This is a genomic window from Bradyrhizobium sp. CCBAU 11386 (genome assembly GCF_028128955.1).
In the GTDB taxonomy this organism is placed as follows: Bacteria; Pseudomonadota; Alphaproteobacteria; order Rhizobiales; family Xanthobacteraceae; genus Bradyrhizobium.
Map to the genome: position 1 here is coordinate 12,182 of NZ_LBKA01000027.1, position 21,935 is coordinate 34,116.

The following is a 21,935-nucleotide window of genomic DNA, read 5'->3' on the forward strand; positions in this document are numbered from 1 at the left end:
AAACTGTTAGTTGAAGACTCGAAGAACAAGTCCGGACTGCCGAAAGGCGGACGGCTCCTATTCAGGGAGGCGACAATGACGGTACGTTCCATTCTCAATACCAAGGGCCACCAGATCATGAGCGTCGAGCCCGACGCCAAGCTGGCTGCCGCGATAAAACTGCTCGGCGAGAAGAAGATCGGCGCGGTGCTGGTGATGGACCAGAGCCGGCTGGAAGGCATCCTGTCCGAGCGCGACATCGTGCGCGTGATCGGCGAGCGCGGCGCCGGCGCGCTGGACGAGCCGGTCTCCCAGGTCATGACCCGCAAGGTCGTCACCTGCAAGGAGACCGATACGGTCGCCGAGCTCATGGAGACGATGACGACGGGCAAGTTCCGCCATCTGCCTGTGATCGAGAACGGCAAGGTGGTCGGCCTGATCTCGATCGGCGACATCGTCAAGCGCCGCGTCCAGGAATACGAGTCCGAGCAGGAAGCCCTGCGCGACTACATCAAGACGGCCTGACCGGCGTCACTCGCTGGCTTTGGGCGCCGCGCCCTCGGGCGGCGGCGCCAGCGCGTGGATCGCCTCCTGGATCGAGTCCAGCGCACGCTCGGCGGCGCGGGTGCCCAATGCGATGAGGTCGTCGGTGCGGTGGAAGTCGAACCAGCCGAACTGGCCGACCCGCGGCGTGATCAGCAGGTCCGGAGGATCGCCGGCAAGGCGGGCGCGGGTGATGCGGTCCTGCATGATGTTGAAGGCATCGACCATCACCGAGGAGAGGCCGGGCCGGTCCCCGCCGCCGAAGAACTCGCGCTTCACCGTCTTCTCAGGCGAGAAGAATCTCGGGAAGCGCCGTTTTGACGTCGTCTCTCCGGCCGCAGGGGCGACCGGCTCAGGCGCCGCGCCGTGCGAATAGACCGTCGTCGAATAGGTGAAGATGTCGCTGGAAAGATTTGCCGCGATGACGATTTCAGCGCCGAGCGCCCGCGCTGCCGAGACCGGCACCGGATTCACCAGCGCGCCGTCGACCAGCCAGCGATCGCCGACCAGCACGGGAGAGAAGATGCCGGGCAGGGCGTAGGAGGCGCGCATCGCGTTGACCACGCGGCCGCGTGTCAGCCAGATTTCGTGGCCGGTGCGGACCTCGGTCGCGACCGCGGCGAACTTGATCGGAAGGTCCTCGATCAAGGTCTGGCCGCACGCTGCCTCGAGCCGGGTCGCCAGCTTCTCGCCGCCGATCAGACCGGAGCCGTTGAGGCGGATGTCGAGATAACCAAGGATATTGCGCATGCCTTGCAGGCCGCGGCCCCACTCCTCCAGCGTATCGAGCTTGCCGGACGCGTAGAGGCCGCCGACCACGGCGCCAATCGAGGTGCCGACCACGACATCGGGCACGATACCGTTGGCGAGCAGGGTCCTGATGATGCCGATATGGGCGAAGCCGCGCGCTGCGCCGCCGCCAAGGGCAAGGCCAATGACCGGCCGGCGGATGCTGCCGAGGCCGATCTTCTCGCTGTTCGAGCCATTCGCGCCGCGGCCCTTCAATCTGTCCAGCACCAAAACTCTCCTACGCGTGGCCAGCCGCACCACCAGACTAGGCATAGCACCTGCTGCGCGCCAGAACCGGGGCGAAGCATGGTTTATGCCGCTTTGGAAAGGGCGCTGGGCAGGAATATGGCGATGAGCGGTTGCCTCCTGTCTAATCACGCAGGCGTCAACCGGGTTCCATCAAGCTGGCGGGGCCGTATTTCCTGGGGTATCAGAGGCTTGAATTTGCCGCGTTTTCGGTGAAAAGCAGGTGGTATGACTCTCGGGGGTGACGGCATCATCGGATGGCGGCGCAGCGTATCGCTGCTGCCGGCACTGATCCTTGCCGTGTGCCTTTTTGCCCTGGGTCAGGGTGTTGCCCAGGCGCAGCTTTTCTCCGATCGCCCGCCGCCGGTGCCCCCCGCATCGGTGCCCGACCCCGGCGGCGCCGTCAGCCTGGCGCCACCCTCCGGGCCGGGGGCGGCTCCCCCCAGCCTGCCGCCGACCCTGACGCAGCCGCTGTCCCCCAGCATGCCGCCGCCCGCGGTCACGACCGTGCCGCCGGCCGCGCCGCTCAATGCGGCGGTGCCGGGACAGGGTGTGCTGTCGCTCACCGCGAAATACGGCAAGGACTCGGCCCCGATCACCAGCGGCCTGGTCTGGCGTGTCTTCGCCGACCGTCCCGACGAGAACGGCACGTTCAAGCTGATCCGGGAGGACCGCAACGCCACGCCCAACGTCGTGCTGCCGCCCGGCAATTACGTCGTGCACGTCGCCTTCGGGCTCGTCAGCGCGGTGCGCACCGTCAGCCTGAAGGCCGAGACCGACCGCGAATCCTTCGTGCTGCCGGCGGGCGGCCTGCGCATCGAGGGCCGCGTCGGCACCAGCCGCATTCCGCTGAACCAGATTTCGTTCGCGATCTACAAGGGCAGCCAGTTCGAGTCCGGCGAGCGCGCCTCGCTGGTGCCGAACGTCGCGGCCGGCGACGTCGTGCTGCTGCCGGAGGGCACCTACTACATCATCTCCAACTATGGCGATGCCAACTCGGTGGTGCGCTCGGACATCCGCGTCCAGGCCGGCAAGCTCACCGACGTCACCATCACCCATCGCGCCGCGGTCATCACGCTCAAGCTCGTCAGCGACAGGGGCGGCGAGGCGCTCGCCAACACCGCCTGGTCGGTGCTGACCCCCGGCGGCGACGTCATCAAGGAGTCGATCGGCGCCTTCCCGCGCGTCGTGCTTTCCGAAGGCGAATACCGCGCCATCGCCAAGAACGAGGGCAAGGTCTACGAACGCGGCTTCAACGTCGTCAACGGCGTTGACGGCGAAGTGGAAGTCGTCGCGCGCTAGCTAATTTCTCCGCGATCCCAACTCTCACCGAATTCGCTAAAGCTTCCGCATCGTCATGGCCGGGCTTGTCCCGGCCATCCACGCCTGGCCACACGGCACGAAGGACGTGGATGCCCGGGACAAGCCCGGGCATGACGAGCTTGTGGGGCCGCGCGACTACGCGCCAACATTCACTTCCGATACCTCAGCGCCTCCACCAGCACGGCAAACGCCGGGGTCGGCTGCCGCCGGCTCGGGTAATAGAGGTGATAGCCCGCGAACGGCGCGCACCAGTCGGCGAGCACGCGGACCAGTTGCCCGTCGGCGATCTCCCGCTTCACCAGATTGTCCGGGATATAGGCAAGGCCAAGCCCCGCCAGCACGGCATTCATCCTGAGCAGGCCGGTGTTGAACACGAGCTGGCCGTCGACCCGCACCTTCATGGCGCGGCCGCGCTTCTCGAACTCCCAGGCATAGAGTCCGCCATAGGTCGGCAGGCGGAGGTTGATGCAATTGTGCTCAGTGAGATCCTGCGGCCGCTTCGGCTTGCCATGGGCGGCGAAATAGGCAGGGGAGCCCACGACTGCCATGCGCATCTCCGGCCCGATCCGCACCGCGATCATGTCCTTGGCGACCTGCTCGCCGAGCCGGACGCCGGCATCGTAGCGCTCGGCGACGATGTCGGTGAGGCCGTAGTCGACGACGAGCTCGACCTTGATATCAGGATAGCGCGGCAGCAGCTTGGCGAGCGCCGGCCACAGGATGGTCTGCGCCGCATGTTCGCCGGTGGTGATGCGGACGGTGCCGGCCGGCGTCTCGCGCAGCGCGGTCAGCGCCGACAGCTCCGCGTCGATCTCCGCAAAGCGCGGCCCGATATTGCGCAGCAGGCGCTCGCCGGCTTCCGTCGATGCGACGCTGCGGGTGGTGCGGGTGAGTAGTCGCAGGCCGAGTCGCTCCTCCAGCGCGCGCACGGTGTGGCTGAGTGCGGATTGCGACACGCCGAGCTGGGCGGCCGCGCGGGTGAAGCTGCGCTCGCGGGCGACCGCGAGGAAGGCGAGGAGGTCGTTGACGTTGCTGCGCGCCATTCATGAACCTGCATCATGAGTACATGCCGGTTTTATCACCTAATCGCAGGCTCGCGCGCGACCTAAATTCGCAGCCGAACGTGCTTTCAAGGAGAACTGCGATGCAGATGCGCAAACTGGGCAAGAGTGGTCTGGAAGTCTCGGCGCTTGGCCTCGGCTGCATGGGACTGAGCTATGGCTACGGTCCGGCGACGGAGACCTCGCAGGCGATCACGCTGATCAGGACCGCCTTCGCGCGCGGCGTGACCTTCTTCGACACCGCCGAGGCCTACGGCCCCTTCGTCAATGAGGAGCTTCTGGGCGAAGCGCTGGCGCCATTCCGCGACAAGGTCGTGATCGCCACCAAGTTCGGCTTCAAGGGCGGCAAGGTCGAAGACGGGCTCGACAGCCGGCCCGCCAACGTCAAGGCGGTGGCGGAGGCCGCCTTGAAGCGGCTGAAGACCGACCGCATCGACCTGTTCTATCAGCACCGCGTCGATCCCGACGTGCCGGTCGAGGACACCGCGGGCGCGGTAAAGGACCTGATCCGCGACGGCAAGGTCCTGCATTTCGGTCTGTCGGAGGCGGGCGCGCAGACCATCCGCCGCGCCCATGCGGTGCAGCCCGTGACCGCATTGCAAAGCGAATATTCGCTGTGGTGGCGCGAGCCGGAGCAGGAAATCCTGCCGACGCTGGAAGAGCTCGGCATCGGCTTCGTTCCCTTCAGCCCGCTCGGCAAAGGCTTCCTGACCGGTGCGATCACCGAAAGCACGACGTTTGACAAGAGCGACTTCCGCAACATCGTACCGCGCTTCTCATCCAGCGCACGAAAATCGAACCAGACCCTGGTCGATCTGCTCGGCGAGATCGCAGCAGTGAAGAAAGTGACGCCGGCGCAGATCGCGCTGGCCTGGTTGCTGGCGCAGAAGCCGTGGATCGTGCCGATCCCCGGCACCACCAAGCTGCACCGGCTCGAGGAGAATGTCGGAGCGGCCGCGGTGACGCTGTCGGAGGCGGATCTCGCTGCCATTGCGGCAGTGCTGGCCAAGGTCGCGGTGCAGGGCGATCGCTATCCTGCGCATCTCCAGGCGCGAGTCGGCCGCTGACATCTCGCATCAACGCCCGGTGAGTGTTCGCTTACCGGGCGTTCTCGTCCTGCGTTCGGATTTGAATACCTCTGTCAGCGCTATCAAGCGCCCGCAGAACACCGAAAACATCGGCTTATTCCACAGGCGTCGCGACTTCGTCACAGCCGGTGCAAGATACGTGTTTCCGACAATCAATTTTATTCTCTTTCCATCCCGCTGCGTTATATGTCGGGCATCCGTCTAACGGGGGAGGCCGGAGCAGGCGTGTGCGCTTGCGAGACCGGCAGGAGCAGGGGACCAAGCCCGTCGGCATGTTCGAAGTGATCCTCACCAGGCGTAAGCGGTTTGGCTGGCGATGGCAGGTGTGCGACCAGTCCGGCAAGATATTTGCCGACGGGTTCGAGCGCACCCGGCCGTCCGCCAAGTATCATGGCGAGCGCGCATTGTTCTTCCTGTTGTCGCAGGCCTACCTGCGCAACCGCTCGGCGGCGTCCAGCGAGGACTAGCGGGGCGCCCGCGCGTGCACAGCTTCGTAGCCCGGGTGAGCGAAGCGATACCCGGGATCACTCGTGCCGCGGTCCCGGATGTCGCTTCGCTCATCCGGGCTACAAGATATCGCGTTGCCCGACGGGCAAGACACGCAAGATGCCGGTCAACGCACACCGTCGAAAATATTCCACTTTACCGAAATTCGGAATTGACGGATAGTGCGCGCACTCCGGCCCAAGGAAGAGGGGCGTATCGCGATCGTCACGAACGCAAGCCGGGCGGCGGTGGACGTGGGTCACATCGGCGCGAAAGGCATCGCAGGGCGGGCAACCGTGAGCGAAAGCATCGCGCGCACGACCGGTGTGATCGGCGTACGGCGAAATCGTGTCGTCCTGGCGCCCGGGGTCTGTGCGCCAAGTCTTGCGGTGATGGGTGTGGTCCGACCGGACCGTGCGCATCAGCCATCCGCACGGCGACGGGGGCAATAGTGCATCGCTCCCCGGGGAGAGCACGACATAAGCCGTTCCAACCATCCGCGCAGGGAAGGCCGGGATGCTCCGGTTGCCCTGTTTCCCCGCTGTGCATCGTAGCGCAATCCGCGTCTCGCATGGCGGTCAATGGGAGCCAACCGGCTCCCGGCCTTCCCTGCGCCCTCTTTCATGAAGAGGGTGAGGCGACGAAGCAAAGCTCGGGCAGAAGAAGCCGCGAGGATGCGAGGGTGTGTCTGCGATGAGAATGCGAGTTGAAAGAGCGTCGCTGTCACCCCGTCATTGCGAGCGCAGCGAAGCAATCCAGAGTCTTTCCGCGTCGGCAGTCTGGATTGCTTCGCTGCGCTCGCAATGACGATGTTGATGCAGTTTGCGCCAAATATCTCCCCTTCGCCGGGACGCCGAGAGTAGGCAACGGCGCGATGGCTTCGCACAGCCCGCAAAACAAAACCGTCACAGTCTCTAACACGCACTAACCAACGCCTGACTTAAAACTGTCATAATCGGCGAATGGACCCTGCCCCCGCGCGCTCTTTACACGCCATTAAGTGCACCTGCATTGGATGCCCCTGGGAAAGTGCGTTGGGGACTGCGATGAGTGCCGCGAAGAAGATGCCGGGAAAACCGGCCGCCGAAATGTTTGACGACATCCCGGTGCTTCAGCGCAAATGGCGCGCCGCGTTGAAGCCGGGCGAGCGGCTGCCGCGCTACGAGGACGTGATGCTCGGCAGCCTCGGCCGGCTCGCCGACCATATCGCGCTGCTCAAGAACGACGGTGCGCTCGAACTGTCGCGCAGCGGGCGCTACGTGCAGAAATGGCTCGGCGAGGAGCGCTGGGACATCCCCGTCTCCGAGCTCTCGCCCGATTGCGCCACGGCGCTGTCGGAAGCGGCGGCGAGCGCGCTTGCCAACGGACGGCCGCACCAGGCGAGCGCGCATTGCGTGCGCGACGGCATGGTCAGGACCTACGATGTGCTGGCGCTGCCGACCGCCTCGCGCTGGGGCGCGACGCTGGTCGGCGCCTATGTCAACGAGCGCGGCGCGCAATACAATCTGCTGGATGCGATTTTCGCCTCGACCGACGACGCGGTGATCTCGCTGGCGACGCTGCGCGATGCCGGCGGCAAGCCGTTCGATCTCCAGATCGTGCATCACAACCAGAGTGCCGCCACGCTGCTGAAGGTCGCAAGTGCCGGCCTGCTGTGGCGCCGGATCGGCGAGGGCAACACGCTGCTGGCTACACCCGACATCATGGAATTCCTGCTCAAGGCCGTCTGCGGCGGCCGCGGCGAACAGCGCGAGATCGAGCACGATGGCCGGCATCTCCGGCTCAGCGCCACCGCGTTCGCCGACGTGCTCTCGCTGACAATCTCCGACGTCACCGCGTTGAAACGGCGCGACGCCTCGTTCCGCCTGCTGTTCGACAACAACCCGATGCCGATGTGGGTGTTCGACGCCGAGACCAAGCAGTTCCTCGGCGTCAACGATGCCGCGGTCCAGCATTACGGCTACAGCCGCGCCGTCTTCCTGCGCATGAAGCTGCACGAGATCTGGCCGGAGGACGAGTGGGACAGCCACGACGAAGCGCTCGATCGCGTCGGCGACACCTATCACTCCTCGCGCAACTGGCGGCACCTGCGTGCCGACGGCAGCGAGATCGAGGTGCTCACCTTCGGCCGCCGCGTCACCTTCGACGACCGCGACGGCTATCTGGTCGCGGTGGTCGACATCACCGAACGGCGCAAGGCCGAGGCGCGCATCGCCCACATGGCGCACCATGACGGGCTCACCGACCTGCCGAACCGCGAATATTTCCAGGAGCGCCTGAAGCAGGCGCTCGACCAGGCCGGCGGAAAGCGGGTCGGCGTGCTCTACATCGATCTCGACCTGTTCAAGAACATCAACGATTCCTTCGGGCATCCGGCGGGCGACCGCCTGTTGAAGGAGGTCGCCGAACGCCTGACCACCGCGGTCCGCGGCGCCAATCTCGCGGCCCGGCTCGGCGGCGACGAGTTCGCCGTGATCCTGGCGGCCGACGTCTCGCCGAACGAGGTCAGCGCCTGCGCGACCCTGCTGATCGACATGCTGAAGGCGCCCTACGAGATCGACGGCCAGGAGATGGTGATCGGCGCCAGCATCGGCATCGCGTTGTCGCCCGGCGACGGCGTGACGTCGGAGGAGTTGATGCGCAACGCCGACATGGCCCTGTACCGCGCCAAATCCGACGGCGGCGGCGTGCACCATTTCTTCGAGCGCGAGATGGATCTCCAGGCGCAGAAGCGCCGCGACATGGAGCTCGATCTGCGCCGCGCCTTTGCCAATGGCGAGTTCGAGCTGCACTATCAGCCGCTGGTGTCGATCGCCTCCGATCGCATCTCCGGCTTCGAGTCGCTGCTGCGCTGGCGTCATCCCGACAAGGGCATGATCTCGCCGGCGGAGTTCATTCCGGTCGCCGAGGACATCGGCCTGATCACCCAGCTCGGCGAATGGGTGCTGCGCGAGGCTTGTGCCGAGGCGGTGAAATGGCCCGTCGACGTCAAGGTCGCGGTCAATCTGTCGCCGGCGCAATTCCGCAGCCGCAACCTGGTCCAGGTCGTGATCTCGGCGCTGGCCCAGTCCGGCCTGTCGCCGAAGCGGCTCGAACTGGAGATCACCGAGTCGATCTTCCTGGCCGAGACCGATGCCAATCTCGCGATCCTGCATCAGCTGCGCGAGCTCGGCGTCGGCATCTCCATGGACGATTTCGGCACCGGCTATTCCAGCCTCAGCTATCTCCGCAGCTTTCCCTTCGACAAGATCAAGATCGACCGCTCCTTCGTCAAGGACCTGGCGCAGCGGCCCGATTGCGTCGCGATCGTGCGCGCGATCTCCGGCCTCGGCCGCAGCCTCAACATCACCACGACCGCGGAAGGCGTCGAGACCGAGGACCAGCTCGACTGGCTCCGCGCCGAGGGCTGCAACGAGGTGCAGGGCTTTCTGTTCAGCGCGGCGCGGCCCGCCGCCGAGATCGCAAAGCTGCTGGCCGATTTCGGCCAGCGCGCCTCACGGGCGGCGTAGCTCAGGCGGAAAGGTGTCGTAGACCAGTTCCCTGAAGGCAGGCGTGATGCGGCTGCGCTCGTTCTGGGTCTGCTGCATCATCAGGTAGACCAGGTCGAGCTTGGGATCGACGCCGAAATAGGTGCCGCTGCCACTGTCCCATTTCAACTCGCCGATCGAGCCCGGCGGCGGCGGCTTCGCATTGCCGGGATCGGTACGCACCGCAAGGCCGTAGCCATAGCCGAAGCCGTCGCCCGGGAAATAGAAATAATCGCGACCGACGCCCGAGCCGGGCCCGATGTGATCGGTCGTCATGGCCTTGAACGCGGCGGGGCTGAGGTAACGCTTGCCCTCGAACTCGCCGCCGTTGAGCAGCATCTGCGAGAAGCGCTGATAGTCGGTGATGGTCGAGAGCAGGCCGCCGCCGCCGGACTGCCATTCTGGATGATCCAGGCGGTCGCGCTCGGCGGCGAGCAGGATGAAATCGTTCGGCAGCGGCCGCGCCATCCGCGCGAGCTCGTCCTCCGTCGCCAGTGTGAATTTGGTGCTGCTCATGCCGAGCGGGTCGAGGATGCGCTGCTTCAGGAAGTCGTACAGGGTCTGGCCCGAGATGATCTCGATGATGGCGCCGAGCACGTCGGTGGAATGGCCGTAGCGCCACAGTGTTCCCGGCTGCCGCGCCAGCGGCAGCTTCGCGATCCGGTCGGCAAATTCCCTGTTGTTGAACTGGCCTTCGAAGATGTTGGCGGCCTTGTAGGCCTGCTCGACCCATTTGCCGCCGATATAATCGTAGCTGATGCCCGAGGTGTGCCGCAGCAGATCCTCGATGTTGACAGGGCGGACCGGCGGCACGAGGTCGAGCTCCAGCTTGCCGTCCGGCTTGGTGATCTCGAGGCCCACCTTGGTGTCGGCAAAGAGCGGGATGTATTTCGACACGGGGTCGGCGAGCGCAAGCTTGCCCTCGTCGATCAGCATCATCGCGCCAAGGCACGTGATCGGCTTGGTCATCGAGTGGATGGCGAAGATCGTGTCCGGCGTCATGGCGAGGCTGGTCCGGACATCGCGCACGCCGAACGTCTTGAGGTAGACCGGCTTGCCGCGCTGCTGGACCAGGATGACGGCGCCCGGCAACCGGCCGCTTCCCACCTCGTTGTCAAAATACGCCGTGATGCGGTCGAGTCCGTCCGCCGACGGGGCGGGGATGTCGGCGGCGCGGCCCCGCGCCATGGTGCCGGCGAGCAGCGAGGCCCCGACCAGAAATTCGCGACGCTTCATCCGGGCTTCCTCCCTGGCCGGGAACAAAGCCGCAAGACGTCGAAGGCGTCAACAAGACATCGATTAAAAACGCGTCACGATTTCCGAAAGGAACGGTCGCGGACGGTCCTCGCTCGGCTTGGTCGGCTTGCCGATATGGATGAAGCCGGCGAGCTTTTCGTCCGGCTTGAGGCCGAGGCCGTCGAGCACGTCGCGGTCGAAGGCGAACCAGCCGGTCAGCCAGCAGGCGCCGTAGCCGAGTGCGGTCGCGGCCGTGAGGATGTTCATGGCGCTGGCGCCCGCCGACAGTTCCTGCTCGAAGGCCGGCACCTTCGGATGCGGCCTGGTGAAGCTGACGATGCCGATCACGAGCGGGGCATCAGTGAGCCGCTTCCGCTCGATCTCGACATCGGCGGCCGGTGCACCGGGATTCTTCCGCGCAAAGACCTTTGCGATCACCTCGCCGGCGCGCTGGCGCGCATCGCCTTCGAAAATGATGAAGCGCCAGGGGGCGAGCTTGCCGTGGTCGGGCACGCGCGCGCCGATGGTGAGGATCGTCTCGAGCTCGGCCGCCGAAGGGCCGGGCCCGGTCATCTCGCGCGGCTTGACCGAGCGGCGGGTCTTCAGGAGTTCGATGGCGTCGGGCACTGGGATATCCTCTTCAACTGGTCGTCGGGCGTGCCATGCGGAGATAGGCATGCACGCCCGCAACCGGAAGCGAATTTAGATCGATTTCAGGGATCAGGCCGCGCCCCGTGCCCGGACGACGTCCGGCGGGGTCGCTTCCTCGACCAGCGCAGCGATCGCCTCCGCCGTCGTCATCACCTTCTGACCGTCGCTGCCGAGGCGGCGGACAGAGACCGAATGCGTTTCGGCCTCCTTCTTGCCGACCACGAGCAGTGCCGGGATCTTGGCCAGCGAGTGCTCGCGGACCTTGTAGTTGATCTTTTCGTTGCGCAGGTCGATCTCGACCCGAAGGCCCGCGCGCCGGGCCTGCTCCAGGACCTGCTTGGCGTACTCGTCGCCTTCGGAGGTGATGGTGGTGACCACGGCCTGCACCGGCGACAGCCAGAGCGGGAAGTTGCCGGCATAGTGCTCGATCAGGATGCCGATGTAGCGTTCCATCGAGCCGCAGATCGCGCGATGCACCATCACCGGCGGCTTCTTGCCGCCGTCATGGTCGATGTAGAACGCACCGAACCGCTCCGGCAGGTTGAAGTCGACCTGCGTGGTGCCGCACTGCCAGTCGCGGCCGATGGCATCGCGCAGCACGTATTCGAACTTCGGCCCGTAGAAGGCGCCTTCGCCCGGATTGATCTCGGTCTTGATGTGGTTGTTCTGCGACTGAATCTCGCGCAGCACCGTCGCCATCACGCGCTCGGCGTGATCCCACATCGCGTCCGTGCCGACGCGCTTGTCGGGCCGGGTCGACAGTTTCACGGTGAGATCGCCGGTGAAGCCGAAGTCCGCGTAGGTCGACAGGATGAGATCGTTGATCTTCAGGCATTCCTCGGCGAGCTGGTCCTCGGTGCAGAAGATGTGCGCATCGTCCTGAGTGAAGCCGCGCACGCGCATCAAGCCGTGCATGGCGCCCGAGGGCTCATAGCGATGCACCACGCCGAACTCGGCGAGCCGCAACGGCAGGTCGCGGTAGCTCTTCAGGCCGTGCTTGAAGATCTGGACATGGCCCGGGCAGTTCATCGGCTTCAGCGCGAACCAGCGCTTGTCCTCGGCCTCGTCGCCAGCCGACTGTGCCGCGAACATGTTTTCGCGGTACCAGCCCCAATGGCCCGAGGTCTCCCACAAGACCTTGTCGAGGATCTGCGGCGCGTTGACCTCGCTGTAGTCGCCGGTCAGGCGGCGGCGCATATAGGCGATCAGCTGCTGGAAGATGGTCCAGCCCTTCGGATGCCAGAACACGACGCCCGGACCTTCCTCCTGGAAGTGGAAGAGGTCCAGCTCGCGCCCGAGCTTGCGATGGTCGCGCTTTTCGGCCTCCTCGATCTGCTTGAGGTAGGCGTCGAGATCCTCCTGCTTGGCGAAGGCCGTGCCGTAGATGCGGGTCAGCATCGGGTTGTTGGAATCGCCGCGCCAATAGGCGCCGGCCACCTTCATCAGCTTGAAGGCGCTGCCGACCTTGCCGGTCGAGGTCATGTGCGGACCGCGGCACAGGTCGAACCAGTCGCCCTGGTAATAGATCTTGATCGGCTCGTTGCCGGGAATGGCGTCGACCAGCTCGACCTTGAAGGCCTCGCCCTTGTCGCGGAACACCTGCTTGGTCTTTTCGCGATCCCAAACCTCTTTCGTAAAGGGTTTGTCGCGCGCGATGATCTCGCGCATCTTCTTCTCGATCGCGGCAAAGTCTTCCGGCGTGAACGGCTCGTTGCGGAAGAAGTCGTAATAGAAGCCGTTCTCGATCACCGGGCCGATGGTGACCTGGGTGCCCGGCCACAGCGTCTGCACGGCTTCGGCGAGCACGTGCGCGCAGTCGTGGCGGATCAGCTCGAGCGCGCGCGGATCGTCGCGATTGATCAGCTCGATCTTGGCATCGGCTTCGATGGGATCGTCGAGGTCGGCGACGACGCCGTCGAGCGCCATCGCGACCGTGCGCTTGGCCAGCGACGGCGAGATGCCCTTGGCGATCTCGAGGCCGGTGATGCTCTTGTCGTATTCGCGCCGGGCGCCGTCGGGGAAGGTAAGGGTGACTTTGGGCGCGGGGTTCACGGGCTTCAGATTGCTCAGGCTGTATTGGAAGCCGGATTCGGATTTGGGCTGGTCGGTCATTGCTTTCTCCTGAGGCTCACTCCTGCGAACGAGCGCAGGTAAGCGGGAACGAGCGATATATCAGGCGATTCGGCCTGCGCAATCCGGCATTTCCAAGAAAGTGGCACGCAAAAGTTGCGACCTTGCACCAACTATTTCGAGCAACGGCCTTTAACGGGCGGCAATCCCGCTCTACATGCACTTGCATGCAAAAATCCGCCGCCGCCGGCCGTTTCGCGCCAACCGCCCTGATGCTTGGCAATCTCGTCACCGGCTGTTCGGTGCTGGCGCCGGCGGGAATGCTGCCGGAATTGTCGGCCGGGCTCGGCATCAGCATCCACGCGGCCGGGCTCCTGATCACGTTCGGCGCGATCACGCTGTGCATCGGCTCGCCGCTGACGGCCTGGCTCACGAGCCGCATCGAACGGCGGAGGCTGCTTGCGACGACGCTGGCGGTGCTCGCCTTCGGCAATCTCGCCTCGGCGTTTGCGCCCGACTATGCGAGCCTCCTCGTCATCCGCCTCGTGATGCTCGCGGTCGGCGCGCTGTACACGCCGCAGGCGGCCGGCACAGCCGCGCTGATCGTGCCGGTGGAGCGGCGCGGCAGCACCATTGCCTACATCTTTCTCGGCTGGTCGCTGGCGGCCGCCGTTGGCCTGCCGCTGATCACCTTCATTGCCAGCCGCTACGGCTGGCGCGCGGCCTATGGCGAGATCGGCGCGCTCGGCTGCATCAGCCTCCTGTTGTTGCTGCTGCGCCTGCCTGCCGGACTGAAGGGCACGCCGGTGGACCTGAAGACCTGGAGCGCGGTCGGCCGCAGCAGGACGGTTCTGCTGCTGCTTGCGATCACCATGCTGCAAATGTCCGGGCAGTTCGTGGTGTTCACCTTCATGGGCCCGCTGCTCAAGAAGCTGACCGGGGCGGGGCCGGACGCAATCGGCATGGTGTTCGGCATCTACGGCCTCTGCGGTTTCCTCGGCGTCGTGATCGCCACCCGCATCGTCGATACCTGGGGGCCCTATCGCACCTCGCTGCTGTTCACCTGCCTGCTGCTTGCGGGCATCACGGGCTGGGCGCTCGGCGCCGGCACGCTCGTCCTGATGGCGGGGGCCGTCGCGATCTGGGGCCTCGGCTTTGCCTCGACCAATTCGATGCAGCAGGTGCGGCTGGTCGCGGCCGCGCCGCCACTTGCGTCCGCCACCGTCGCGCTCAACACCTCCGTCCTCTATATCGGCCAGGCGGTCGGCTCCGCCATCGGCGGATTGCTGTTCGCCCGCGAGCTCCTGCATCCGCTCGGCTTCGTTGCGGTCGGCTTCGTCGTGCTGGCGCTGGTCCTGGTGATCCTGACCCGGCCCCGGCCGGCTGCCGCCGCCTGATCCCGCGTCTTCGTGCGTGCAAGGTCCTTGGCAAACCGCGCGCGGGAGCGCTAGAACGCCGGTCATGGGGACCAAAGAGAGTTGACTGAGATGAGGATGATTCTGGCGGTTGCCGCGGTGCTCTATTCAGCCTCCGCGTTTGCGCAAGCCGACAAGCCACCGATGGTCGGGGACAAGCCGCTGGTGCAGGTCAAGCCGAAGGGGACCAAAGCGGGGACCAAGGAGGCCGCAGCCAAGCCGGCCGCGGCGCCGAAGGGCAAGCCGCAATCGATCGCCGCGCGGCTGCAGGCCTGCCTCGACCTCGACGACGGCACCAAGGACCGCCTCAACTGCTACGACGCCGTGATCCCGCCGGCGCCGAAGCCGAAGCCGGCGAAGGCCAAGGGCTACGCCGATTGCCGTTTCTTCAAGGAAGAGGACGAGCGGCTGGCCTGCTTCAACGGTTTTGCCGAGAGCATTCCGAAGCTGCCCAAAAGCTGAACGTCAAGACCTGAAGCTCGCGACCCTGGAGCCGGACGGCTAGTCGCTGATCCGGTTCAGCACGGCCCTGAAGGCAACGCCCGGCGCTTGCAGCGCGCTGCCTTCGAATTCCGCCGCGTCGCCGTCTTCGCGGCCGGTGAGCGTCAGCGTGACCCGGTCGATGCCGAACAGCCCCTTGAAGGACGGGTCGTCGTTGTAGCGCTGGGTCGAGATCTTGACCTTGATCGTGTCGCCTTCGCCCGTATAGGTGCCCATGAAGGCGAAGGCGGAATTGCCGCCGCGCATTTTGCCATCCATCACATAGACGACACCGCACCCGGTCCCGTGAACCGTGTGGAAGTCGACCTTGTACAGTCCCTGACGCACGACCTGTCCCCGCAGAAATTCCAAATCCAACTTGGCCGGCAAACTATGATCGTTGCCAGCGGAAACAATCCGGTGGCGCCCGGGGATGCCGGCCATCAACATCAGATTTTGATCACGGCTTGAGAGAATTGCGCGCAGCGCACCGAAATACCGGCTGGCGCAATGTCGGGACTATCGGTTCGATGCCGATGGAGTGGTAGCCGCCACGCGCGTCAGCGTCAGCGCCAGCGCCGGCGTCGCCGACATCTTCACCAGCACGTCCTTGAGCGGATATTGCGTCCACGCGCGGTTCACGTAGTCGCGATGGGTGATGCCGTCGCCGGTCTCCACGAACACCACGCTGCCGGGACGCAAGGGGCCGTCCATGTCCTCGGAGACGCTGATGCCCTTCTGCCTGAGCATGCTCATCAGCTCGCGGTCACGCCGTGCGGTGTAGCGGGTGTAGGAGCTGACGAAGAAGCCGGAGCGGTGACTCTCGATCCAGGAGACGAACTTGTCCATTTCGCCATAGACGGCGTCGAGCAGCACGACGCCGCGGACGCGGTCGCTGATGCCGCCGACCTCGAGGCTCCAGGCCGTCGGCAGGAAGCCGCCGCTATAGCCGACGATGACGATCGGCATGTTGGCGAAGGCGCGCGCGCTGTTGGGATCGCCGGTGAGGCGGGCGAGGTGGCTCGCCGATTCATCCATGAAGCGCTTGAGGCCGCCTGCCTGCCAGAATTTTCCGGCGCTGGAATCGGCGGCATCGACGGCCATCTGCGGCGCAAGCAGGATGGCATTGGCGCCGGAATCGGTGATCTGCTGCGGCACCAGTTGCCGGTCGCGCACATCGCGCTCCAGCGTCGCGCCATTGCCGTGGAAGAACACCACGATCACGCCCGGCTTGCGGACGTCGAAATGCTCGGGCACGTGCACCAGCACGCGGCTGTCGCTGTAGGTCTCGTCCTGCCAGTAGACGCGCCCCGAATAGCTGCGGTGGCCGCGGCGGTCGCCCTTGGAGATGTTGAGGAACGGCGCGTCGGAGGCAGGGTTGTTGCCGAAATAGGGGAAGGCCGACGACTTCATGCTGACGAGCGTCGTCAGGTCTTCGCGGGGCGGGCGCTGGTAGGGCACCTGCGGCGCGAGCGAAGCGACCTTATAGGGTGCCTGCTCCGGCTGCTGCTGCACGGCGCGCTTGGGCGAGAAGTCCGACATCTGCCGTTGCAGGAAGCTCTCGCCCGCCGAGGGGAAGCGCTCCTTGAACTGCGGGGCGGGGAAGCGATCCTCGAACGTGTCGCCGCTCGCAACCTGCGGATTGGTCTTGGCGACGACCTGGACATTGGCCTGCGAGTTCGCCGCGAGCGCCGCCGGATTCGGCGCCTTGCCGCATTGAACCAGTGTGAGCGAGAGCGGCACCAAGGCTGAGATCAGGCCGATCCGGAGCGCACGACCGCGCCCATCGGACGGCGTCCGATCGGCACGAATGTCAGCTCTCATCTTCTTCGGAACGGCCCCGACCATCCACCCATGACCCCAAGTCATGACCACAAGCCCAGCGGCAATCTTGAGACAATTGAGCCGACTGGCGTTTAGGTGACGTTAAGCGTCCGGAGAAACTTCCCCACATCCGGAACGCTCAAGGGGACCATGCAATCGTGTCCTGATTGTGGGGATCGGAAACGGGATTCTCCGGTGCTTATCGTCCGGGACCATGCTAAAAAGGTGCCTTGATACCTATTTCCCTTGGCCTCATTTAACCCTTGTTAACCCTGCTTGAATTGACTGGACCAAACTGCACGATGCTTCCCATGAGGCGTGAGGCCTGAGGTTAAGGACCCCGATGACGGCATCAGATGCGGGAACTGGGCCCTGGACTGGCCGGCTGACCGGAAGAGGGGCAGGCGTCTCCGTTCTGGTCGCGACCGCCATCGTCGTTGCCGACATGATCGGGGTCGGCGTCTTCACCAGCCTCGGCTTCCAGGTCAAGGACATCCCGTCCGGCTTCTCGATCCTGCTGCTGTGGAGCGTCGGCGGCATCGTCGCGTTGTGCGGGGTGTTCTCCTATAGCGAGTTAGGGGCGATGTTCCCGCGCTCGAGCGGCGAATACAATTTCCTCGGCCGTGCCTATCATCCCGCCTTCGGCTTTCTCGCCGGCTGGGTCTCGGCGACGGTGGGCTTTGCCGCGCCGGTCGCGCTCGCCGCGATGGCCTTCGGCGAATACGCCAAATCGGTCGTCCCCAATCTGCCGCCGATTCCGCTCGCCATCGGCGTGGTGTGGCTGGTCTCGCTCGTGCAACTGACCGGCGTCAGGCACTCCTCGACCTTCCAGTTGATCTCGACCATCCTGAAGGTCGTGCTGATCGTCGCCTTCCTGGTCGCCGGCTTCATCATCGGCGTACCGCAGCCGATCGCCTTCACGCCGCAGCCGGGCGATCTCGCGCACATCGTCAGCGCGCCCTTCGCGATCGGCCTCGTCTTCGTGATGTACTCGTTCTCGGGTTGGAATGCGGCGACCTATATCATCGGCGAGATGAACATGCCGCAGCAGAACCTGCCGCGCGCGCTGCTCGCGGGCACACTGATCGTGCTCGTGCTGTATGTCGCACTGAACGCGGTGTTTCTCTACTCCACGCCGGTCGGCGCGCTCGCCGGCCAGCTCGATGTCGCCAGCGTCGCCGGCACCGCCATTTTCGGCAGCCTCGGCGGCCGGATCGTCGGCGCCATGATCTGCGTCGGCCTGATCTCCTCGATCAGCGCGATGATGTGGATCGGCCCGCGCGTGATGATGACGATGGGGGAGGACATTCCGGCGCTGCGCGTGTTCTCGAAACGATCGGTGAGCGGCGCGCCGGCCTATGCCATCCTGTTTCAGCTCGCGGTCGCGACCCTGCTGCTGTTCACGCGCAGCTTCGAGGCGGTGCTCGACTTCATCCAGTTCGCGCTTCTGTTCTGCTCGTTCTTCACGGTCGCCGGCGTCATCAAGCTGCGCATCACCGATCCTGACCTGCCACGGCCCTATCGCGCCTGGGGATACCCGTTCACCCCGCTCGTTTTCCTGCTCGTGACCGCGTTCATGATGTACTACCTCTTGACCGAGCGGCCGGTGCAGTCGCTGTCGGGGATGCTCCTCATGCTCTCGGGCCTGTTGATTTACGCTGTTTTCCGCAGGCGGCCGGTCGCCGCTGGCACGTCACACAATCGCGAATAGACATGTTTCGACCCCTGAGAATTGCGGCCGTCGCTCTTGCCCTCCTGGCTGCGGCCGTCTCGTCCGCGCGTGCCGCTGACGTCACCTTCGACGACACCGCGCGCTTCCTTGCGGGCATGCAGCCATCGGCGGACTCGCCGCTGGTGGCGCTCACCAAAGACCCGTCCTGGCAGCATCACGCAAAATTCTTCGACGGCGCCTTTGCCCAGCTCGAGCAGCGGCAGCTCTCGAAGATCCGCACCTGGTCCGACGTCAACCTCGCCGCGCCAAGGCCGACCATGTTCTACATGTTCAGCGGCCCGGACTTCCTCTACGCCAACGCCTTCTATTCCAAGGCCAGCACCTACGTGCTCGGTGCGCTGGAGCCGGTCGGCGCCGTGCCCGACCTGACGCGGCTGCCGCGCGGTTCGGTCGGCGCTGCGCTCTACAATGTCGAGCGCTCGCTCGCCTCGATCCTGAGCTTCTCCTTCTTCATCACTAAGCAGATGAAGGTCGACCTGCACGCCAACCAGGTCAACGGCACCTTGCCGATCCTCTATGTCTTCCTCGCGCGCTCCGGCAAGACCATCCGCAACGTCGAGATGGTCGCGCTCGACGACAAGGGCGGGATGCATACGGGCAACGACAATCCGGGGCCGAATGCGACGCGCGGCGTCCGCATCACCTTCGCAGGCCCCGACGGGGAAGCGCGCACGCTGTATTATTTCTCGACCGATCTCTCCAATCCCGGCGCACGTGCGACCGGCTTCCTGAAGTTCTGCGAGACGCTGGGGCCCGGCAACAGCCTGATCAAGAGCGCGTCCTATCTCTTGCACTCCGGCAACTTCACGACGGTGCGCGACTGGCTGCTCGCCAACAGCGCCACCATCATCCAGGACGATTCCGGCATTCCGCTCGCGAACTACAATGCGCGGCAGTGGCGGTTCTTCCCGTTCGGCCGCTACCTCGGACCGATCGCAGAATTCCCCGGCCGTTACCAGGAGCGCTATGCCGAACTGTTCACGCGCGCCCAGCCGGTCGATTTCGGCGTCGGCTATCGCTGGCGCACGCATGAATCGAACCTGCTGCTGTCGGTGAAAGTGCCGGGGACCGAGGTTGCGCCTGCTGCGGAGACCACCTCATCCGCCGAGCCGCCAAAACCGCCGCGTCCGAAACGGCCGCGTCCGCCCGAATCCGTCCCGCCGTCCGGGCGTTCCTTCTGGTTCCGCTAGGCCATTTGCCGAAGTCCGGTGTTACGTCGTCGCGTTCTGGGCGACGACGACCAGCACTTCAGCCTTCTGCCGGCCGAGGCTCCGGACCTCGTGCGGCGTCTCGCCTGAGAAATACAGGCAGTCGCCCTTGCCGAGGACGAGCTCTTCGCCGTCGAGCTTGATCGCAATCTTCCCGTTGACGACGAAGAGCAACTCCTCGCCGGCATGCGAGGCCCGCGTCGCCGATTTGTGCGGCGGGCTGAGGAGGAACGGCTCCATCATCTTGCGGGTGCGGCCGGTTGCCAGCGGGACCACGCCAAAGGTGTCCTGAAACAGCGGGACATTGCCGCCTTCGCGGCGGAACAGCGTGTAGCGCGGCGCGGGCTCCGCGTTCGGATCGAAGAAGTTCGCGACATTGACCTCGAGGGCGGCGGCCATGCGCAACAGCGCGGCGAGAGAGGGGATCTTGAGGTTGCGCTCGACCAGCGAAATGTAGCCACGCGTGAGGTCGCTCTGCCGGGCAAGCTGGTCCAGCGTCAGGCCCTTGGCAATCCGCGCCTGGCGGATATTGGCCCCGACCGCTGTCGCTTTGCTGACGTCAAGCACGCATGAGTCTCCCGAACTGCTGATGCCTCTTTTGCATCAGATGCCGCCGAACTGCCAGCCCGGTGGCGCGCCCGGCCTGTTCCGGGGCACGTGCAAGTGTATTCCAAAGGAAAACTATCGAGCAGAAATTTCGAGCAGCGCCGTGGATATTGTGGGCAGACGAGCTGATATTTCACGAAAACTAGCTGAAAATAGTGCAAAAGGTGCACTCTGCCGCGATCGGCGGCATTTGCCGCGTTCCGTGGCGTTGATTTCCAATAGTAAACATGATCGATTTTACCGCCGCGGCTGCCGATGGGCTCCGCGCACAGAACCAACTGCTTTTCCCAGGCGCCGGTACCTTTTGGAGAGATCGATGACCGTAGCAGACGACGTAACCGTGAACGTAGCGCCGGACGAGGCGGCGAGCTTGCGACGGATCGTGTGGTCGAGCGTTATCGGCACCGCGGTCGAATGGTACGACTTCCTCATCTACGGCACGGCCACCGCGCTGGTGTTCAACAAGGTCTTCTTCGCGGCCGGCAATCCCACGCTCGCAACTATCGCCGCCTTCGGCACCTATGCGGTCGGTTTCTTGGCGCGGCCGCTGGGCGCTGCGATCTTCGGTCATTACGGCGATCGGGTCGGCCGCAAGGCGATGCTCGCGATCACGATCATGGTGATGGGCATCGGCACCTTCCTGATCGGCCTGCTTCCGACCTACCAGCAGATCGGCATCGCCGCACCGCTGCTCCTGATCGGCCTGCGTTTCCTCCAGGGCATCGGCCTCGGCGGCGAATGGGGCGGGGCGGTGCTGATGGTGGTGGAGAACTGTCCGACGCACCGCCGCGGCCTGCTCGGCAGCATGGTGCAGGTCGGCAATCCCATCGGCAATCTCGCCGCGATCGGCATGTTTGCGCTGGTGGCGAGCCTGCCGGAAAGCGACTTCATGGCTTACGGCTGGCGCATTCCCTTCCTGATCTCGATCCTCCTGGTCGGCGTCGGTCTCTACATCCGCCTCAACATGGAAGAGACCGCGGCCTTCCGTCAGGTCCAGGCCAAGAAGGACGTCGCGAAGCTGCCGCTGGTCGAGATCTTCAGGCATCACCGCAGGCCGTTCTTCACCGCGGTTGGTCTGAAGATCTCCGAGATCGCCTATGCCAGCATCGGCGGCGTGTTCGTGATGTCCTACGCCACGGCCAATCTCGGCCTGTCGCGCACGGTGGTGCTGAATGGCGCGTTCGCCGCATCGCTGGTCGCGCTGCTCGCCATTCCCTTGTTCGGCTGGCTGTCCGACCTCGTCGGCCGCAAGACGATGTTCTATGCGAGCTGCCTGTTCTCGGCGCTGTTTGCCTTCCCGCTGTTCTGGCTGCTCAATACCCGCGATCCCGCCATCGTCATCTGCGCCATCGTGGTCGCGATCACCTTCGGCCAGATGGTGATGTTCGGCATCGGCGCGCCCTGGTACTCCGAGCTGTTCACCGCGCGGCTGCGCTATAGCGGCGCATCGCTCGGATTTCAGGTCGGTGCGGCCCTGAGCGGCGGGTTGACGCCGCTGATCGCGGCGTCTCTGATGGCCTGGAGCGGCGGCGCAACCTGGCCGGTCTCGCTGCTGTTGATCGCCTGCGCGGCCATCACGGCAACTGCGACCACGTTCGCGCCGGAAATGGCGAACAAGGAACTGACCTGATCCCGCGGCGCGCCGCGTCTTGCGGCGCGCCATCGCCTCTC

General features: G+C 65.2%; 18 protein-coding genes. 10 read left to right on the forward strand and 8 right to left on the reverse strand.

Annotation, left to right across the window (positions count from 1 at the left end; genetic code table 11):
• The first annotated feature begins 75 nt into the window (after nucleotides 1–75).
• Nucleotides 76–504, forward strand: coding sequence for a CBS domain-containing protein (locus XI09_RS06350; RefSeq protein ID WP_271566107.1), 429 nt, complete (start codon nucleotides 76–78; stop codon nucleotides 502–504).
• A gap of 6 nt (nucleotides 505–510) precedes the next feature.
• On the opposite strand, the gene XI09_RS06355 is transcribed toward XI09_RS06350, so the two are convergent.
• Nucleotides 511–1,539 carry a patatin-like phospholipase family protein gene (locus XI09_RS06355; protein ID WP_271566108.1) on the reverse strand — a complete coding sequence of 343 codons (1,029 nt, stop codon included), beginning with the start codon at nucleotides 1,537–1,539 and terminating at the stop codon, nucleotides 511–513.
• A 246-nt stretch (nucleotides 1,540–1,785) separates the two neighbouring features.
• Here XI09_RS06355 and XI09_RS06360 point away from each other — a divergent pair, with 246 nt between their 5' ends.
• A complete protein-coding gene (locus XI09_RS06360) occupies nucleotides 1,786–2,859 on the forward strand; it encodes a hypothetical protein (RefSeq protein WP_271566109.1) in 1,074 nt (357 codons plus the stop codon).
• A gap of 170 nt (nucleotides 2,860–3,029) precedes the next feature.
• Here XI09_RS06360 and XI09_RS06365 read toward each other — a convergent pair whose 3' ends face one another.
• Entirely contained in the window at nucleotides 3,030–3,923 is an 894-nt protein-coding gene (locus tag XI09_RS06365) for a LysR family transcriptional regulator (RefSeq protein WP_271566110.1), read from the reverse strand.
• Between the two features lie 101 nt (nucleotides 3,924–4,024).
• On the opposite strand from XI09_RS06365, the gene XI09_RS06370 reads away from it, so the two are divergent.
• The 3 genes from XI09_RS06370 to XI09_RS06380 all read left to right on the forward strand — a co-directional run bounded on the left by XI09_RS06370 (nucleotide 4,025) and on the right by XI09_RS06380 (nucleotide 9,024).
• Nucleotides 4,025–5,008, forward strand: a complete 984-nt coding sequence (locus XI09_RS06370; RefSeq protein WP_271566111.1) for an aldo/keto reductase — start codon at nucleotides 4,025–4,027, stop codon at nucleotides 5,006–5,008.
• Nucleotides 5,009–5,256: 248 nt separating this feature from the next.
• A complete protein-coding gene (locus tag XI09_RS06375) occupies nucleotides 5,257–5,496 on the forward strand; it encodes a hypothetical protein (RefSeq protein ID WP_271566112.1) in 240 nt (79 codons plus the stop codon).
• A 1,065-nt stretch (nucleotides 5,497–6,561) separates the two neighbouring features.
• Nucleotides 6,562–9,024: a putative bifunctional diguanylate cyclase/phosphodiesterase gene (locus XI09_RS06380; protein ID WP_271566113.1), complete on the forward strand. Its 2,463-nt coding sequence runs from the start codon at nucleotides 6,562–6,564 to the stop codon at nucleotides 9,022–9,024.
• Here the strand turns inward: XI09_RS06380 and XI09_RS06385 are convergent.
• The 3 genes from XI09_RS06385 to thrS form a co-directional block, all read right to left on the reverse strand.
• Nucleotides 9,010–10,278, reverse strand: a complete 1,269-nt coding sequence (locus XI09_RS06385; RefSeq protein WP_271566114.1) for a serine hydrolase domain-containing protein — start codon at nucleotides 10,276–10,278, stop codon at nucleotides 9,010–9,012. The two genes, XI09_RS06380 and XI09_RS06385, sit on opposite strands and share 15 nt — an antisense overlap.
• Before the next feature lie 63 nt (nucleotides 10,279–10,341).
• Nucleotides 10,342–10,905: a nitroreductase family protein gene (locus tag XI09_RS06390; protein WP_271566115.1), complete on the reverse strand. Its 564-nt coding sequence runs from the start codon at nucleotides 10,903–10,905 to the stop codon at nucleotides 10,342–10,344.
• A 93-nt stretch (nucleotides 10,906–10,998) separates the two neighbouring features.
• Complete coding sequence (gene thrS, locus XI09_RS06395) at nucleotides 10,999–13,041, reverse strand: threonine--tRNA ligase (protein ID WP_271566116.1); 2,043 nt, start codon at nucleotides 13,039–13,041, stop codon at nucleotides 10,999–11,001.
• A gap of 185 nt (nucleotides 13,042–13,226) precedes the next feature.
• Between thrS and XI09_RS06400 the strand changes: the two genes are divergently transcribed.
• Together XI09_RS06400 and XI09_RS06405 are read left to right on the forward strand one after the other, a co-directional pair.
• On the forward strand, nucleotides 13,227–14,396 hold the full coding sequence (locus XI09_RS06400) for an MFS transporter (RefSeq protein ID WP_271566117.1): 1,170 nt from the start codon (nucleotides 13,227–13,229) through the stop codon (nucleotides 14,394–14,396).
• Nucleotides 14,397–14,486: 90 nt separating this feature from the next.
• On the forward strand, nucleotides 14,487–14,876 hold the full coding sequence (locus tag XI09_RS06405) for a hypothetical protein (RefSeq protein WP_027549053.1): 390 nt from the start codon (nucleotides 14,487–14,489) through the stop codon (nucleotides 14,874–14,876).
• Between the two features lie 39 nt (nucleotides 14,877–14,915).
• Here the strand turns inward: XI09_RS06405 and XI09_RS06410 are convergent, their stop codons facing one another.
• Both XI09_RS06410 and XI09_RS06415 read right to left on the reverse strand, forming a co-directional pair.
• The gene (locus tag XI09_RS06410) at nucleotides 14,916–15,344 is read right to left on the reverse strand and encodes a GrlR family regulatory protein (RefSeq protein ID WP_271566118.1); all 429 of its coding nucleotides are present in this window, start codon (nucleotides 15,342–15,344) and stop codon (nucleotides 14,916–14,918) included.
• 69 nt (nucleotides 15,345–15,413) lie between these two features.
• Nucleotides 15,414–16,742 (reverse strand): alpha/beta hydrolase, encoded by a 1,329-nt coding sequence (locus XI09_RS06415; protein WP_271566119.1) that lies wholly within the window; start codon nucleotides 16,740–16,742, stop codon nucleotides 15,414–15,416.
• A gap of 319 nt (nucleotides 16,743–17,061) precedes the next feature.
• Here XI09_RS06415 and XI09_RS06420 point away from each other — a divergent pair, with 319 nt between their 5' ends.
• Together XI09_RS06420 and XI09_RS06425 are read left to right on the forward strand one after the other, a co-directional pair.
• The gene (locus XI09_RS06420; protein ID WP_271566120.1) at nucleotides 17,062–18,429 is read left to right on the forward strand and encodes an APC family permease; all 1,368 of its coding nucleotides are present in this window, start codon (nucleotides 17,062–17,064) and stop codon (nucleotides 18,427–18,429) included.
• 2 nt (nucleotides 18,430–18,431) lie between these two features.
• Complete coding sequence (locus XI09_RS06425; protein WP_271566121.1) at nucleotides 18,432–19,640, forward strand: hypothetical protein; 1,209 nt, start codon at nucleotides 18,432–18,434, stop codon at nucleotides 19,638–19,640.
• A 21-nt stretch (nucleotides 19,641–19,661) separates the two neighbouring features.
• Here XI09_RS06425 and XI09_RS06430 read toward each other — a convergent pair whose 3' ends face one another.
• Complete coding sequence (locus XI09_RS06430; protein ID WP_027549058.1) at nucleotides 19,662–20,225, reverse strand: helix-turn-helix domain-containing protein; 564 nt, start codon at nucleotides 20,223–20,225, stop codon at nucleotides 19,662–19,664.
• A gap of 355 nt (nucleotides 20,226–20,580) precedes the next feature.
• On the opposite strand from XI09_RS06430, the gene XI09_RS06435 reads away from it, so the two are divergent.
• On the forward strand, nucleotides 20,581–21,894 hold the full coding sequence (locus XI09_RS06435) for an MFS transporter (RefSeq protein WP_271566122.1): 1,314 nt from the start codon (nucleotides 20,581–20,583) through the stop codon (nucleotides 21,892–21,894).
• The last annotated feature ends 41 nt before the right edge of the window (nucleotides 21,895–21,935 follow it).